Origin of the sequence: Agromyces sp. PvR057 (assembly GCF_040547485.1) — a bacterium.
GTDB lineage: Bacteria > Actinomycetota > Actinomycetes > Actinomycetales > Microbacteriaceae > Agromyces.
On record NZ_JBEPPT010000003.1, the window covers coordinates 305,289 to 320,801 of the forward strand.

Consider the following 15,513-nt stretch of genomic DNA (forward strand, 5'->3'; position numbering starts at 1 on the left):
ATGTACGGATCGGTGAAGGACCAGTTGCGGGCCGAGCTCGACGAGATCGACACGGCGGGGCTCACCAAGCGCGAGCGCGGCATCCTCGGCCCGCAGTCGTCGGAGGTGTCGGTCGCCGGGCACGAGGTGCTGAACTTCTGCGCGAACAACTACCTGGGCCTCGCGAACGACCCGCGCATCGTCGAGGCCGCGCATCGCGGACTCGACGAGTGGGGCTACGGCCTGGCAAGCGTGCGCTTCATCTGCGGCACGCAGGAGCAGCACCTCGAGCTCGAGCGGCGCGTCTCGGAGTTCCTCGGGTACGACGACACGATCCTCTTCTCGTCGTGCTTCGACGCCAACGGCGGCGTCTTCGAGACCCTGTTCGGACCCGACGACGCGATCATCTCCGACGAGCTCAACCACGCGTCGATCATCGACGGCATCCGGCTCTCGAAGGCTCGCAGGCACCGGTACCGGAACCGCGACCTCGCCGACCTCGAGGCGCAGCTCGAGCTCGCATCCGACGCCCGTCGCCGCGTCATCGTCACCGACGGCGTCTTCTCGATGGACGGCTACATCGCGCCCCTCGCCGAGATCTGCGACCTGGCCGACCGGTACGGCGCCCTCGTCTTCGTCGACGACTCGCACGCCGTCGGCTTCGTCGGCGAGCACGGCAGGGGGACGCCGGAGCTCTGCGGCGTCGAGGGGCGGGTCGACATCACGACCGGCACGTTCGGCAAGGCGCTCGGCGGGGCATCCGGGGGCTACGTCGCGGCCCGGCAGGAGATCGTCGACCTCCTGCGACAGCGCGCCCGCCCCTACCTCTTCTCGAACACGCTCGCGCCCGCGATCGTCGCCGGCACGCTCGAGGCGCTCTCGCTGCTCGAGTCGTCGGGCGAGCTGCGGTCGCGCCTGAACGCCAACGCCGCCCTGTTCCGCTCGCTGATGACGGATGCCGCATTCGACCTGCTGCCGGGCGAGCACGCCATCGTGCCCGTCATGTTCGGCGATGCCGTCGTGACGGCGCGCATGGCCGAACTGCTGCAGGAGCGCGGCGTCTACGTGACGGCGTTCTCGTTCCCGGTGGTGCCACGCGGGGCGGCGCGCATCCGCGTGCAGCTCTCGGCCGCGCACTCCGAGGACGAGATCCGTCGGTGCGTCGCCGCGTTCGTCGAGGCGCGCGCCTCGGTCTGACGGACGGATGCCCCGGGCAGGCGCTCGCGGCTCAGCGCCCGTGCTCGCCGAAGCGGATCGCGACGGAGGCCGGCACCAGCCGCGTGAGGGTGATCAGCGCGCGGTAGCGCAGCGAGGGCACGGAGACGCCCTTGCCGCGCGCCGCGTCGCGCAGGCCCTCTGCGACGACCGTGCGGGCGTCGAGCCACATCCATGCGGGCACGCCCTCCTTGCCCGGTGCGAGGCCCATGCGCTCGTGGAAGTTCGTGTGCGTGTAGCCGGGGCAGACGGCCGTCGTCGTCACGCCCCGCGCCGCGTACCGGTCGTTCGCCCAGCGGCTGAAGCTGATGAGCCAGCCCTTGCACGCGCCGTACGTGGCACGCGGGATGAACCCGGCCACCGAGGCGACGTTGATGATGCGTCCGCGCCCGCGGGGGAGCATCTGCCCGAGTGCGGCATGGCTCAGCCGCATGGGCACCTCGACGTGCAGGTGCAGGTGCTTCACCTCGTCGTCGATGTCGTTCGCGGCGAAGTCGAGCGGCAGCCCGAACCCGGCGTTGTTCACGAGCAGGTCGATCGGGCGCTCGGCATCGGCCACGCGCGCGACGACCTTGGCGAGGTGCCGGCGCTTGAGCAGGTCGGCCGGCAGCACCTCGACGCCGACGCCGTACTTCGCGCGGAGGCGGTCGGCCAGCCCGTCGAGCGCGTCGCGGTCGCGCGCCACGAGCACGAGGTCCGCGCCGGTCATGGCGAGCTGGCGCGCGAACTCGGCTCCGAGGCCCGAGCTCGCACCGGTGATGAGTGCGGTCTTCGACATGCGGCCAGCCTAGGCGGCAGCCGGATTCGGGCGTGAACGGGAGATTCACGCACGCGCGCGACATCCGCCTCTCGAATCGATTCGAGGTCGATGACCTATGATCGGGCGTACCGGCGACCCCCGCCGACCCGCCGTCAGAGGATGCCCGCGCATGTCCGAGTCCGCCAGACCGACCCTGAGTGACGTCGCGGCGCGCGCCGGCGTCTCGGCCTCCACGGCCTCGCTCGCGTTCAGCGGATCGGGCCCGGTGTCGGATGCCACGAAGCAGCGCGTGCTCGCCGCGGCCGCCGAACTCGGCTACGCCGGCCCGGATCCCCGCGCCCGGTCGCTTCGGCGCGGACGCTCGGGCATCGTCGGCGTGGTGCTCGAGCAGCGCGTGCGCACCGCGTTCCTCGACCCCGTGAAGATCCAGATGCTCGACGGCATCACCGAGGGCATCGCCCCGCTCGGTGCCGGACTGCTCCTCCTCACCGACGTCGGCGCCGCCGACCTGCCGGTCGTCGACACCGCCGACGGCATCGTCGCCACCCCGGCGCTCAGCGTCGAGAACGCCCCGGTCGACGCCGTCGTGCTCGTCGGCTGCAGCCCCAGGCTCGGCCAGACCGTGGCCGCGCTGCGCCGCCGCGGCATCCCGACCGTCGCCATCGAGGGTGCCGCGGGCTCCGACATCCCCGAGATCTCGATCGACAACCGCGACGCGACCCGCCGCGGCGCCCAGCACCTGCGCGACCTCGGGCACGCGGATGCCGCGATCGTGACCCTCCCGCTCGACCCCGCCCGAACGCGCGGCCCGCTCACCGCGGCGCTCGAGGCGGGCAGCACGTCCGACACGGCGAGCGAACGCCTGCGCGGGGCTCGCGAGGTGTTCCCGAACGCGACCGGACGCTCCGCCGCCGCGAGCTCGATCGAGGAGGGCCTCGAAGCCGGGCGCGTGCTGCTCGCCGACCCGGCGACCCGACCCACCGCGATCATCGCGCAGAGCGACCTGCTCGCTGCGGGCGTGCTGCAGGCCGCAGAGGAGCTCGGCGTCGCCGTGCCCGGCGAGGTGAGCGTGGTCGGCTTCGACGGCATCCGCGTCGACGGGCTGCAGCACGACCTGACGACCCTCGTGCAGCCCTCCGTGGCGAAGGGGCGGGCGGCCGGCGAGGCGGTCGTGCGCATGCTCGCCGAAGACGGGGGCGACGCGCCCGCCTCGCGCTGCTTCACGAGCGTGCTGCACATCGGCGACACCACCGCCCCGCCCCGCGCGCGCTGACCCGCCCCGCCCCGCGCCGCGCCGACCCGCGCTCGATCCGCCCGCATGAGCGGATCGCGGCTGCCTAGGCTGGCGGCATGGCCATCGACCTCGCTTCCGTCTATCGCGACCTCCACCGGCACCCCGAGCTCTCGTTCCAGGAGCAGCGCACCGCCGCCATCGTCTCCGAGACGCTCACGGAGCTCGGCCTCGAGGTGACCACCGGCATCGGGCGCACCGGCGTCGTCGGCGTGCTCGCCAACGGCGACGGCCCGACGGTGCTGCTCCGTGCCGACATGGACGGGCTGCCCGTGCTCGAGGCGACCGGCCTGCCGTACGCCAGTGAGGCCACGAGCATCGACCACGAGGGCCACCAGGTGCCGGTGATGCACGCCTGCGGCCACGACGTGCACGTGACCTGCCTGCTCGGCGCGGCCGAGCGGCTCGTGACCGAGCGGGACTCGTGGTCGGGCACGCTCGTCGCGCTCTTCCAGCCGGCCGAGGAGTGGGGCGGCGGCGCCGAGGAGATGGTCGCCGACGGCCTCTACCAGCGCGTGCCGAGGCCCGACGTCGTCCTCGGCCAGCATGTGGCGCCGTTCCCTGCGGGATTCATCGGCCTGCACGCCGGCCCGGCGATGGCCGGTGCGGACTCCATCAACATCCGCATCCACGGCACGGGCGGGCACGGGTCGCGCCCCGAGACGACGGTCGACCCCGTGTACCTCGCGGCCTCGACGACGGTTCGCCTGCAGGGCATCGTCGCCAGGGAGGTCGCGCCGACGGATGCCGCGGTCGTCACGGTCGGGCAGCTGCACGCCGGCAGCAAGAACAACATCATCCCCGCCGAGGCGACGCTCGGGCTGAGCGTGCGCACCTTCGACGAGTCCGTGCGCACCAAGGTGCTCGGCGCCATCGAGCGGATCGTGCAGGCCGAGGCCGTGGCCGCCGGCGCCCCGATGCCGCCAGAGCTGTCGTACGACGAACGGTTCCCGGTGACCGTGAACGACCCGGAGGCGACGGCGCGCACCGCGGCGGCGCTGCGCACCGCGTTCGGGGCCCAGCGCGTCATCGACCCCGGCATCGTCTCGGGCAGCGAGGACGTCGGCGTGCTCGCGACGGCGGCCGGGGTTCCGCTCGTCTACTGGTTCCTGGGCGGCTCGGACCCTTCCCTGTTCGGCGACGCGCTGAAGACCGGGCGCATGCCCGAGGACATCCCGTCGAACCACTCACCGCATTTCGCGCCGCTCATCGAACCCACCCTCGAGGTCGGGGTCGCGGCGCTCGTGGCCGCCGCCCGCGAATGGCTCAGCGTGCGGTGACGCCCGTGACCATCCACGCGGCGCCGCGCGCCCGCAGCGACAGCGTCACCGCACGAGCGGCGAGGTAGCCGATGGCGAACGCCGCTGTGAGCAGCGCGAGCGCCGTCGCACTCGGCAGGCCCGCGGACTCGGCCCACCAGGTCGTGCCGAGCGCGAGCGGCACGAACACCGCGAGGTTCACGAGGCCGGTCCATGCGAGGTAGCGGGCGTCGCCGGCGCCGATGAGCACGCCGTCGAGCACGAACACGAGTCCGCCGAGCGGCGCCGAGAGGCCGAGCACCACGAGCGAGGGCGGCAGCAGCGCCGCGACCTCGGCCGATGACGTGAAGAGCGCCGGCAGCACCCATGCGGTCGAGATGACGAGGGCGCCGAGCACGACGCCCGAGATGACCCCCCACTGCACGCACCGGCGCAGCACGGCCCGCACCTGCTCGACGTCGCCCTCGCCGAGGCCCTTGCCGATCAGCGCCTGCGCCGCGATCGCGAGCGCGTCGAGCGCGAACCCGAGCGTGAAGTAGATCGTGATGGCCACCTGGTAGGCGGCGAGCTCGTCTGGCCCGAGCGAGGTCGCGGCCCACGTCGCGAGCAGCAGCGCCGCGCGCAGGCTCAGCGTGCGCAGGAACAGCCAGCCGCCGGATGCCGCCCCGCGCAGCACGCCCGCGTGATGCGGCCACGGGCTCGCCCCCACGCGTGCGGTGTGCCGCGCGATGACCACGACGTAGACGAGCACCATGCCCCACTGCGCGATCACCGTGCCGACCGCCGACCCGGCGATGCCCCAGCCGAGCCCGTAGATGAACGCGAAGTTCAGGGCGATGTTCGCGGCGAACCCGATGCCCGCGACCCAGAGCGGCGTCGTGGTGTCCTGCAGTCCGCGCAGCAGGCCCGTCGCGGCGAACACGAGCAGCATCGCCGGCAGGCCCAGCATCGAGATCGACAGGTACGAGGATGCCGCGGCCGACACCTCGGGCGACGCGCCGAACACGCCGACGAGCCACGGGGTCGCGAACCACCCGAGCACCGCCAGCACCGCACCGAGCCCGGCCGCGAGCCACAGGCCGTCGACCCCCGCGGAGACCGCCGCGCGCTCGTCGCCCGCGCCGAGGCGGCGAGCCACCATCGGCGTCGTCGCGTAGGCGAGGAACACCATGAGCCCGATGATCGTCTGCAGCACCGCGCTCGCGATGCCGAGACCCGCGAGCGGCGTCGCGCCCAGGTGGCCGACCATCGCCGTGTCGGCGAGCAGGAACAGGGGCTCGGCGATGAGCGCGCCGAGCGCGGGGACGGCGAGCCGCAGGATGTCGCGGTCGACCGTGCGCGACGGGGGAGCTGGGGGCGGGGTTTCGGCGTCCATGTGCGGACTCGAGCCTATGCCTGGCGGCCGTCGCGGCATCCGCTCGCCCGGCGACGCAGACGCCGACGCCGGCGACGCCACCGGTGCGTCGCGACGCCGCTCACGTGGGCGGGGGCTGGCCCTCGTCGGCCGCGCGCTCGAACGCGCGCTCCCACTCCTGCAACTCCGCTCGCTTGCCGATGAGGCCGTCGAGCGAGACCTGGAAGTGCAGCCCGCGACGCGCGTTGACCTGCCGGATGTTCTGCACGAGGTCCTCGGACACGGCCGTGACGGCGGTGCGCACCTCGCGGACGCGCTCCTCGGGGTCGTCCCAGAGTTGCGGGTGCGTGAGGATGTCGAGCAGGTAGTCGCGGTCGAGCGCCGCCGTGAGCTTGCGGAGCGTGGCATCGAGCTCGATGGCGGCGAGTCCGCGCTGGTCGGCGCCGCTGCGCTGGTCGAGGCGCGCGAACAGCTCCTCGACGTTCACCGCGATGCCCGCGATGTCGGTCGCGGTCTGCGCGGCCACCTGGTTGCCCGCGGCGCCGACCTGCGCGTAGGCCGTGTCCAGCGATCGCAGCGTCGCGACGTGCCGACGGATCGGCTCTGGCAGCCGGCCGTCGAGCGCCCCGCGGCGTCGCCTCGCGCGGATCACCCCGAACGCCGCACCGGCACCGGCGACGATGACCGCCGCGCCGATCGCGAGCCCCAGCACGAGCCCGCCGCCGCCGGCCGTCGCTCCCGACACCGCAGGCTCTGCCGCCTGCACACCCTGCACGGTCGTGGTGAGTGCCGCCTCGACGCTGTCCGAGTTCTCCTCGGCCACGTTCGCGATGCGCATCGCCTCACCGCCCGCGAGCGGGCTGACCTTCGACGCGGCCGAGAGGTCGTCGCCTATCGCCACGATGATCGTGTCGTAGCCCGTCTGCTGACCCAGCTGGATGGCGATGTTCGGCCCGGTGTCCTCCAGCTCGGCGTTCGGCGAGAGCACCGCGATGCCGATCGAGTCGCTCCCGATCTGATCGACGAGCTGCGCCTGAAGCGCCTGCCCGTCGACGCCGGTCGCGTCTGGTGCGATATAGACCGACGAGGTCTGCAGGGCCTGCACGGCATCGTCGACGTAGCCGCCGTCGGACGCGGGGAGCGAGACATCCATCCGTCGCCCCCTAGAAGTTGTTGATGACCGACGCGAACACGAGGTCGATCTTGGCGGGGTCGGAGGCGTCGAACCACTGCCCGCCCGTCGCCTCGGCGATGCGCTGCAGCGCGCCGGTGTCGGCGCCCTCGCCATAGGCGATCGGGAAGATGCGCACCGGGGCGTCGCCGCCGCCCTCGCCGCTGGACTTGCCGATCTTCGTGATGAGCGAGTCGATCGAGATCGACGAATCGGTGTCCTGCCCGTCGGAGAGCACGACGATCGCGTTGATGCGGCCAGGCTCGGCGCGGGCGATCATCTCGTCGTAGGCGGCGGCGATGGCGTCGTAGAGCGGCGTGCCCTGGCGGTTCGCATAGCGGAGGTCCGCGATCGAGGAGCGCAGCGTCTCGCCCTCGGAGCCGAGCGGCGAGACGCCCCTGAGCTCGATGAGGTTCTTGCCCGCGGCGGACTCGACGTCGGTCGTGAACGCCCACACGCCGACCTCGTCGGTCGAGCGGAAGTGCCCGAGCGTCGCCTGAGCGCCCTCGATCGCCCCATCGAGCTTCGACCGGCCGTCGCCGATCGGGTCGTCCATCGAGCCCGAGATGTCGATGACCTCGAGCACCGACGAGGGCTTGCGGATCTGCGTCCACTGGTCGAGCGCCGCCGAGACGACGTCGACGGCGGGGCGCGGCAGCGTGATCGCCGGCCCGGCGGGATCGACGCCGTACTGCTCGGTGAACAGGTCGCCGAGCGGCACGGACTCGTCGAGCGGCCGGAACCCGTACTCGGGCAGGATCCGCTGCGCCGGCTCGGTCGCGAGGAAGTCGATGAACGCCTCGCCCGCGGTCGCCTGCGCCTCGGTCACCCAGTCGGCGCCGAGCACCGTCACCGGGTTGTCCGACCAGATCGACCCGCCGGAGGGGTACACCGCGACGAGCTTCTCCTTCGGCGGGGTCAGCGTCTCGCCGGGCTGCACGGTGTGCGAGTCGGGGTTGCCCTGGTTGTAGTTGAGCAGCGAGGTCTCCTCGAGCGCCACCGCCGAGACGTAGCCGGAGCCGCCGGAGCCGTTCTGGGTCTCGTCGTAGAGCGTGGAGAGCACCTTGCCGGTCGTGTCGCCGTAGTGGATCACGCACTCCTCGAACACGCGCGAGAACTCCTCGGCCGCGGCGACGTCGTCGGCCGTGAGGTCGGCCGTCTTGCCCGACGCCTCGTACGACTGCATCAGGATCGCCGACAGGCCGGTGGTCGACGTGTTCGGGTTGGTCTTCGAGATCTTGAACGATCCCCAGATCGGCTTGCCGACGCTGCCCCATCCGGCGGGATCGGCGCAGAGCTTCTCGAGGTCGGCGATGCCGATCTCCGCACCGGGCCAGCCGAGGGCCTTCGCCATCGTCTCGGGCACGCCGAACACGACGGGCGTGTGCGTGAACGACACCGGCTCTCCGACGAGGGAGGCGGATGCCGCGGCCGCGACGCGCTCGGTCCACACCGTGGATGCCGGCGACCACAGGGTCGGCCAACGGCGGGCGTCCTCATCCGGCCAGTCCTCGCCGGACGTGAGGAACCGGGTCGCGTCGCCGGAGGACACGTTCACGGGCCGCACGGTCGCGCACTCGTCGAGCGCCTCGTGCTCCGGAGACTCCTTGAACGCGGCGGCCAGCGCATCGAGCATGTTGACCTTCTCCGACGAGGTCGCGACGACGACGCTCGTGCAGCCGTCGTCGACGAAATCGCCTCCCTCGACGGTTCCGCCGTCGACCGTGTCGCCCCCGAACGTGCACCCGCTCATGGCGACCGTCGCCACGGCGACGAGTGCGATCGCGAGCGTCGCGCGCACACCCCGCCTCGAGGTCGTCGGGAGCGGGGAGCGGGCGGCCGTGCGCCGCGGAACGGGTGCCATGGGAACAGGGTACGTCCCCCGCCCCCGTGATGGACACGGGCGGTCGACGTCCGCTCCCTCGGGTGCCGTTCGGCCCCGCCCGATCGCCGCCGAGGGGCGCGGGCCGGCGGCACGCTGCGAGTGCGCCATGAGACCGGCCCCGAGGCATCCGCTCGGTCGGCGGACACGCATAGGGTGGAACGCATGACCGACGTCTCGCTCACCTCCGGCATCGCGCACGACGAACTCGACGAAGCGGTGCGACCGCAGGACGACCTGTTCCGGCACGTCAACGGCAAGTGGATCGCACGCACCGAGATCCCCGCCGACAAGGCCCGCTACGGCTCGTTCATCGTGCTGCACGAAGAGGCCGAACAGGCCGTGCGCGAGATCATCCACGAGTCGCAGCAGGCCGAGCCCGGCACCGAGGCGCGCAAGGTCGGCGACCTCTTCTCGAGCTTCCTCAACGAGGAGCGCGCGAACCTGCTCGGCGCGACGCCGATCGCGGGCCAGCTCGGCGAGGTGTCGCTCGTGGGTTCGGTACCGACCTTCCTCGAGACCCTCGGCCGCCTCGAGCGCCAGGGCGTCTCGGGCCTCGTGCAGCTGTTCGTCGACAACGATCCGGGCGACCCCGAGCGCTACCTCGCGTTCGTCGAGCAGGGCGGCATCGGCCTGCCCGATGAGAGCTACTTCCGCGAAGAGCGCTTCGCACCGATCCGCGAGGCCTACCTGGCCCTGCTCGAGCGCATGTTCACGCTCGCGCGACTCGACGACCCGGCGGTTCGCGCCCAGCGCGTGTTCGACCTCGAGACCGAGATCGCGGCCGCGCACTGGAACAACGTCGAGACGCGCGACAGCCACAAGACCTACAACCTCTCCACCTGGGCGGATGCCGCGGCCGCCGCCGCGGGCACCTCCACGGTGTTCGACCTCGCCGTGTGGCGCGACGCCATGGGCGTGCCCGAGGGCGCGTTCGACGAGATCGTGCTCCGCGAGCCGTCGTTCGTCGAGGCGCTCGGAGCGATCGTCACCGAAGACCGGCTGCCCGCGCTGAAGGACTGGCTGGCGTGGCAGGTCATCCGCGCGAACGCCGCCTACCTCTCCGACGACTTCGTCGAGGCGAACTTCGACTTCTACGGCCGCACGCTGAGCGGAACGCCGCAGATCCGCGAGCGCTGGAAGCGCGGCGTCTCCATCGTCGAGGGCGCCATGGGCGAGGCCGTCGGCCGCATCTACGTCGAGCGGCACTTCCCCTCCACGGCGAAGGCCGCCATGGACGAGCTCGTCGCCAACCTCATCGAGGCCTACCGGCAGTCGATCGGCGGGCTCGAGTGGATGGGCGAGCAGACGCGCGCCAAGGCGCTCGACAAGCTCGAGAAGTTCACGCCGAAGATCGGCTTCCCCGTGAAGTGGCGCGACTACTCCTCGCTCGAGATCGTCGGCGACGACCTCGTGGCGAATGTGCGGGCGACGGCCGAGTACACGTTCCTGCGCGAGATCGGCAAGCTCGGCAAGCCGATCGACCGCGACGAGTGGTTCATGACCCCGCAGACGATCAACGCCTACTACAACCCCGGGTTCAACGAGATCGTGTTCCCCGCGGCGATCCTCCAGTTCCCCTTCTTCGACGAGGGTCGGGATGCCGCGGCGAACTACGGGGCGATCGGCGCCGTCATCGGCCACGAGATCGGCCACGGCTTCGACGACCAGGGCTCGAAGTACGACGGCGACGGACGCCTCACCGACTGGTGGACCGAGGCCGACCGCGACGCATTCGAGGAGCGCACCAAGGCGCTGATCGCGCAGTACGACGCGCTCGTGCCGGCGCAGCTCGTCGGCGACGGCTCGGGCGAGGGGGCCGGCGAGGCCGAGGGCTCCGAGCAGCATGTGAACGGCGCCCTGACGATCGGCGAGAACATCGGCGACCTCGGCGGTCTCGCGATCGCCTGGAGGGCCTACGTCATCTCGCTCGACGGCGCCGAGCCGCCCGTCATCGACGGGCTCACCGGCGTGCAGCGCTTCTTCCTGTCGTGGGCGCAGGCCTGGCAGCAGAAGGGCCGCGACGCCGAGGTGATCCGCCTGCTCGCGATCGACCCGCACTCGCCGAACGAGTTCCGCTGCAACCAGATCGTGCGCAACATCGACGAGTTCTACACTGGGTTCGGAGTGACCTCCGATGACGCGCTCTGGCTCGACCCGGCCGACCGCGTGACCATCTGGTAGTCGGCCCGCCGAACCCCTACATCGACCCCCGCCCGACGCCCCCGAGCGTGCGGCCCGCCGTGGCCATGCACGCCGACCAACCCCAGAGAGACCGTGCAAGTGCCGTGGTGACGCCGTCGCAGGGATCAGAGCGAAGAGCGCGCCATTCGAACGTGCACCGCGGCAAGCACCGGGGCGTCGAGCCGGCCGAGAGCTTCGCACGCGGGTTCAACGCCTTGAGCGACCTCGCGCTCGCCGGGGTGCAGGTGACGGCCCGCGCCACCGACCTCGCGACGGGCAAGGAGCTCTTCTCGGTCGACGACCACGTGGTCATGCCCACGGCATCCATCGGCAAGGTGCTGCTGCTGGTCGAGGTCGCCTCGCGCCTCACGGGCACGAGCGCCGAGTCGTTCACGGTGCTCGACCGCGCGCCCCGCGACGCGGTGGGCGACTCCGGCATCTGGCAGCACCTGCAGTCCCCGTCGTTGCCGCTCGCCGATCTCGCCGCGATGATCGGGGCCACGAGCGACAACCTCGCGACGAACGTGCTGCTGCGCCACGTCGGACTCGAGGCGGTGCGCGCGCGCACCGAGGCCCTCGGGCTCACCCGCACGGCCCTGCTCGACCTCGTTCGCGACCACCGCGGCCCCGACGACGCCCCGCAGCTCTCGATCGGCTCGGCGAAGGAGCTCACCTGGCTGTTCGCCTCGCTCGCACGCGGCGAGATCGTGAGTCCCGAGGTCTCCCAGCGCGTCATCGGCTGGCTCTCGCTGAACTCCGACCTGTCGATGGTCGCGAGCGCGTTCGGCCTCGACCCGCTCGCGCACCGCACCCCCGACCACGGCGTGCTGCTCGTCAACAAGACCGGCACCGACGGCGGCGTGCGCAGCGAGGCCGGCGTGCTGCGCGGGCCTCGGGCGAGCGTCTCGTACGCGGTCTCGACGTACTTCGCCGACACCGGCCTCTCGTCGCGCCTCGCGGTGCTCGACGGCATGCGCCAGGTCGGCATGGACCTGCTCGAGTACGTGCACTGACCTCTGGCTGCCGGTCAGGCCGACCGGCTCGCGAGCAGCGCGATGCCGTCGCGCACCGCGCCGGTCGTCTCGGGTGCCCGCAGGATGCGGAAGTGGCCGGCGACGGGCACCTGCACGTTCGTCGCGCCGACGAGGTCGCTGCCCTCCGGCACGTGCGGATCGAAGATCCCGGAGATCGAGACGATGCGGCCGTTGACGGATGCCGCCGCGGCGAGCCGCACGATCGTCTCGTCGTGCGGCATGAGCGCGCGGATCGTGGGATCGACGAAGAGCCTCGCGTACCGTGATCCGGCGAACGGCGTGCAGATGGCGACGAGTCCGAGCACCCGGGCGTGGGGTGCGCGTCCCTGCTCGGTCGCACCGGACGGCTCGGTCGCATCGGACGGCTCGGTCGCATCGGCACGTGGCTCGGTCGTCTCGTCGGGGGAGAGGAGCGCGGCCTCCTCGTCCATGAGCATGTGCTTGCCGACGAGCCCGCCCTTGCTGTGCGCCACGATCACGAACCCGGCGGCCGCGGGCTCGGCCTGCGCGAGGGCGAGCGCGGCACGATGGGCGGTCTCGGAGATCGGGATGCGGTTGGTGCCGAGTCCGCGCACCACGCGCACGCGATGGCCGGCCGCGTTGAGCGCGTTCCCGAGCGGACGAAGGAAGGTCCAGTGCTCGTACACGCCAGGGAGCAGTACGACCTCGGGCAGGGCGTCATCGCCCTCGCTCCACGCCTTCGGCCGACGATTGCCGCCGAGCAGTGCGAGTTGCCGCCAGCCCGCGTAGAGCTCGTCGGCCAGGGTCCACCTGACGAGATCGAAGATCGACGCACCCACGCGGGATCACCGACTACTTGGTCAGCGTCTTCACGAGCGCGACCGCCTCCTTCGGCGACACCTCGGGAAGGTAGGCCTTTCCGATGGCGATGCCGATCGTCGGCAGGGCCAGCGGGTCGGGGTAGGCCATCGAGATGGTCTCGTACTCGGGGTTGAACTTCGCCTTGAACCGGAAGAGCGAGGTGAAGCCGTAGGCGGGTTCGAGCGTGCGCCCGAGGAACTCCAGCAGGCGCGTCATGACGGTCGGCTCCGGCGGCTCCTCTCCGGCGGCGAGCGGCTTCGCGGCGAGCGGTGCCCCCGAGAGGCTCAGCACTTCGGCACCCTCGTCCTTCATGTGCAGTGCGGCCGAGGCGATGAGGAACTCCATGACGCCGTTCATCGACTCGTCGGCGCGGCGCATGAAGTCGATCGTCCAGCCGACGACGGCGTCGTCGCGATACACCGGCAACCAGCTCGTGATCGCCTGCATGCGCCCGTCGGGACCGACGGCGAGCATGAGCTTCACCTCGGGATCCTTCAGCTCCTCCATCGCGCCGAGGGTGAAGCCCATCTCGGGCAGCTCCTTCTCGGCGACCCACTCCTCGGAGATGGCGTTGATCTCGGCGACCGTGGCGAGCGGCAGCTCGTCCCATGTCGTCCAGACCGTCGTGAGCCCTTCCTTGATGCCGCGGTTCAGCGCCTGGCGCACCTTCTGCCATGGCTTCCCGGCCATCTCGAGGCCCTTGGTGTGCACGATCGTCTCCTCGCCGACGGACATGTGCAGCCACCCGAGTTCGTCGAAGACCGGCAGGTATCGCGGATGCACGCTGTAGAACACCGGCACCCAGCTGTTGGCATCGCAGAACGCGGCGAACTCCCGGATGACGCGGCCGTCCTCCGTCGGGGCGCAGATCGGGTCGGACATCGTGATGGCGATGCCGTTGATGACCCGGTAGGCGATCGCGGCGTCGCCGTCGGCGCTGAACCAGGGGACGTTTCCGGGCCAGGTGCCCATGAACCCGAGCGTTCCGCCGCCGTGCCGCCGCAGCAGCACGCGGAAGCGCTCCTCGTCGGCCGTGGTCGATGCGGTCGACGTGCGATTCACCAGCAGGAGCGCTGCGACGATGAAGATCGTCCAGAATGCCGCGCCGACCCACTGGAAGAGCCCGCTCGTGAGGTCGTGTCCCGGCAGCACGATCGGGTCGGTGGCGGCGAGGAAGTGCGGCGGCACGAACCGCTTGAAGGTGTCGACGAGCAGGTCGACGACGGATGCCGCGGGCCAGAACTCCGAGAGCGTCGCGAGCCCGACGACGAAGTAGGCGCCGGCGAGCACGATCAACGACCCGAGCACGATGGTGAGGAACCGCCGGAACGCGTCCCGCGGCGACCGGATGCGGAAGCGCCGCCGCGTGAGCACCAGGAGCACGATGACGGCGATCGGCAGCAGTGCCGCCGCGATGCCCCAGCCGAACAGCTCGGCGATGCCGTAGTCGTTCCAATCGGTGCCGCCCGCCTCGCCGAGCATGGTCGACAGGTCGAAGCCGGTCCGGGCGAACAGCACGATCGCGACGTTCACCGAGATCGCCAGCCAGAAGCCGAACCGCCGGCCCTTGTGCAGGGCCCATGCGGCGAGGAGCAGCAGGAGGACGGGAACGAACGAGAGGACCGCCATGCCGACCCCCTGACTGCTCAGCAGCGCGAGCTGGCGCAGGCAGGCGTCGGAGAGCGGCGCGGCGTCGCCGCACGACCTCGACACCTGGTCGAAGTCGACGGGGTCGTCGGCGAACATGAACGACCCGAACGCGAACGGCGTGAAGGCGGACCGGTTGACGAGGGCGACGATCGGACCGATCGCCGTGACGGCGACGACGGAGGCCACGAGCGTCCGGGTCTCGCGGAACGAGCTGCGGCGCAGCGAGAGGGCGGACGCGTCGTGCGCGAGCGCGGCGCCGAGGGGGTAGCCGGCCAGCGCGGCGATGAGGCGGTAGACGTTGGACGAGTCGCCGTCGTAGAGCACGAAGATGAGCAGGAACGCGAGCGTCAGGACCCGGATGCGACGCCGCCACAGCGGCCCCATGAACGCCGTCGAGGTGATGAGCGCGCCGACGATGCCGGTGAGCGGGTCGAGGGTGAGATCGATCGAGGTGTCGCTCGCCCACCACTCTCCGGCGAGCGAGCCGAGCCACTGCAGCGTCGTGCCGAGGAGCACGCCGACGGTGCCCGTGACCAGGAAGGCGAGGATCGCGCGCCAGGTGCCCATGCGACGCTCGGCGATGCCCAGCAGCACGATGGACGCGATGACGCCGACGACGAGCTGGAACGGATCCCACGGGATGACCTGCGCCGTCACGATGGTCCACCAGGAGCCGCCGTCGAAGGTCGTCAGGACCCCGGCCGCCCAGTACGCGGCGGTGTCGCCGGACGCGGCGCCCACGACGGTGCCGGTGATCGCCGCCGTGATCAGGAGCACTGCGGCGAGGGTGAAGCTGAACGGGATGCGCCTGGCGAAGCCGGCGATCGCCTCGCCGGTGGTGCGCAGGCGGCCGGCCGGAGCGACGTCTGGCGCTTCGGCGGTGGTCTGGGTCTCGGTCATCGGGGCTCCGAT

Annotated in this window: 11 protein-coding genes; 5 read left to right on the forward strand and 6 right to left on the reverse strand. The window is 71.7% G+C overall.

All coding sequences use genetic code 11. The annotated features are described in order from the left end of the window. The gene (locus ABIC29_RS14070; RefSeq protein WP_116080201.1) at window positions 1-1,176 is read left to right on the forward strand and encodes a glycine C-acetyltransferase; all 1,176 of its coding nucleotides are present in this window, start codon (window positions 1-3) and stop codon (window positions 1,174-1,176) included. A 31-nt stretch (window positions 1,177-1,207) separates the two neighbouring features. On the opposite strand, the gene ABIC29_RS14075 is transcribed toward ABIC29_RS14070, so the two are convergent. Further along, window positions 1,208-1,972: an SDR family NAD(P)-dependent oxidoreductase gene (locus tag ABIC29_RS14075; protein ID WP_354246283.1), complete on the reverse strand. Its 765-nt coding sequence runs from the start codon at window positions 1,970-1,972 to the stop codon at window positions 1,208-1,210. A 151-nt stretch (window positions 1,973-2,123) separates the two neighbouring features. On the opposite strand from ABIC29_RS14075, the gene ABIC29_RS14080 reads away from it, so the two are divergent. Further along, window positions 2,124-3,227: a LacI family DNA-binding transcriptional regulator gene (locus ABIC29_RS14080; protein WP_116080204.1), complete on the forward strand. Its 1,104-nt coding sequence runs from the start codon at window positions 2,124-2,126 to the stop codon at window positions 3,225-3,227. A gap of 77 nt (window positions 3,228-3,304) precedes the next feature. After that, window positions 3,305-4,525, forward strand: a complete 1,221-nt coding sequence (locus tag ABIC29_RS14085) for an amidohydrolase (RefSeq protein WP_354246286.1) — start codon at window positions 3,305-3,307, stop codon at window positions 4,523-4,525. Here the strand turns inward: ABIC29_RS14085 and ABIC29_RS14090 are convergent. The 3 genes from ABIC29_RS14090 to ABIC29_RS14100 form a co-directional block, all read right to left on the reverse strand. After that, window positions 4,512-5,879, reverse strand: a complete 1,368-nt coding sequence (locus ABIC29_RS14090; RefSeq protein ID WP_116080208.1) for an MATE family efflux transporter — start codon at window positions 5,877-5,879, stop codon at window positions 4,512-4,514. The two genes, ABIC29_RS14085 and ABIC29_RS14090, sit on opposite strands and share 14 nt — an antisense overlap. Window positions 5,880-5,979: 100 nt before the next feature. Further along, window positions 5,980-7,011, reverse strand: coding sequence for a hypothetical protein (locus tag ABIC29_RS14095; protein ID WP_354246289.1), 1,032 nt, complete (start codon window positions 7,009-7,011; stop codon window positions 5,980-5,982). A 10-nt stretch (window positions 7,012-7,021) separates the two neighbouring features. Beyond that, window positions 7,022-8,893: a substrate-binding and vWA domain-containing protein gene (locus ABIC29_RS14100; protein ID WP_354246292.1), complete on the reverse strand. Its 1,872-nt coding sequence runs from the start codon at window positions 8,891-8,893 to the stop codon at window positions 7,022-7,024. A 183-nt stretch (window positions 8,894-9,076) separates the two neighbouring features. Between ABIC29_RS14100 and ABIC29_RS14105 the strand changes: the two genes are divergently transcribed. Both ABIC29_RS14105 and ABIC29_RS14110 read left to right on the forward strand, forming a co-directional pair. After that, window positions 9,077-11,095 (forward strand): M13 family metallopeptidase, encoded by a 2,019-nt coding sequence (locus ABIC29_RS14105; RefSeq protein WP_116080211.1) that lies wholly within the window; start codon window positions 9,077-9,079, stop codon window positions 11,093-11,095. Window positions 11,096-11,199: 104 nt separating this feature from the next. Continuing rightward, the gene (locus ABIC29_RS14110) at window positions 11,200-12,108 is read left to right on the forward strand and encodes a serine hydrolase (protein WP_116080214.1); all 909 of its coding nucleotides are present in this window, start codon (window positions 11,200-11,202) and stop codon (window positions 12,106-12,108) included. 14 nt (window positions 12,109-12,122) lie between these two features. Here the strand turns inward: ABIC29_RS14110 and ABIC29_RS14115 are convergent, their stop codons facing one another. Next, window positions 12,123-12,929, reverse strand: coding sequence for a lipase family protein (locus tag ABIC29_RS14115; protein WP_354246295.1), 807 nt, complete (start codon window positions 12,927-12,929; stop codon window positions 12,123-12,125). Window positions 12,930-12,942: 13 nt separating this feature from the next. After that, window positions 12,943-15,501, reverse strand: a complete 2,559-nt coding sequence (locus ABIC29_RS14120) for a phosphatidylglycerol lysyltransferase domain-containing protein (protein WP_354246298.1) — start codon at window positions 15,499-15,501, stop codon at window positions 12,943-12,945. Window positions 15,502-15,513 lie beyond the last annotated feature (12 nt).

Coding starts and splice junctions, on each gene's coding strand:
- ABIC29_RS14070 (WP_116080201.1), top strand. CDS start 1: ATGTACGGATCGGTGAAGGACCAGTTGCGGGCCGAGCTCGACGAGATC.
- ABIC29_RS14075 (WP_354246283.1), bottom strand. CDS start 1,972: ATGTCGAAGACCGCACTCATCACCGGTGCGAGCTCGGGCCTCGGAGCC.
- ABIC29_RS14080 (WP_116080204.1), top strand. CDS start 2,124: ATGTCCGAGTCCGCCAGACCGACCCTGAGTGACGTCGCGGCGCGCGCC.
- ABIC29_RS14085 (WP_354246286.1), top strand. CDS start 3,305: ATGGCCATCGACCTCGCTTCCGTCTATCGCGACCTCCACCGGCACCCC.
- ABIC29_RS14090 (WP_116080208.1), bottom strand. CDS start 5,879: ATGGACGCCGAAACCCCGCCCCCAGCTCCCCCGTCGCGCACGGTCGAC.
- ABIC29_RS14095 (WP_354246289.1), bottom strand. CDS start 7,011: ATGGATGTCTCGCTCCCCGCGTCCGACGGCGGCTACGTCGACGATGCC.
- ABIC29_RS14100 (WP_354246292.1), bottom strand. CDS start 8,893: ATGGCACCCGTTCCGCGGCGCACGGCCGCCCGCTCCCCGCTCCCGACG.
- ABIC29_RS14105 (WP_116080211.1), top strand. CDS start 9,077: ATGACCGACGTCTCGCTCACCTCCGGCATCGCGCACGACGAACTCGAC.
- ABIC29_RS14120 (WP_354246298.1), bottom strand. CDS start 15,501: ATGACCGAGACCCAGACCACCGCCGAAGCGCCAGACGTCGCTCCGGCC.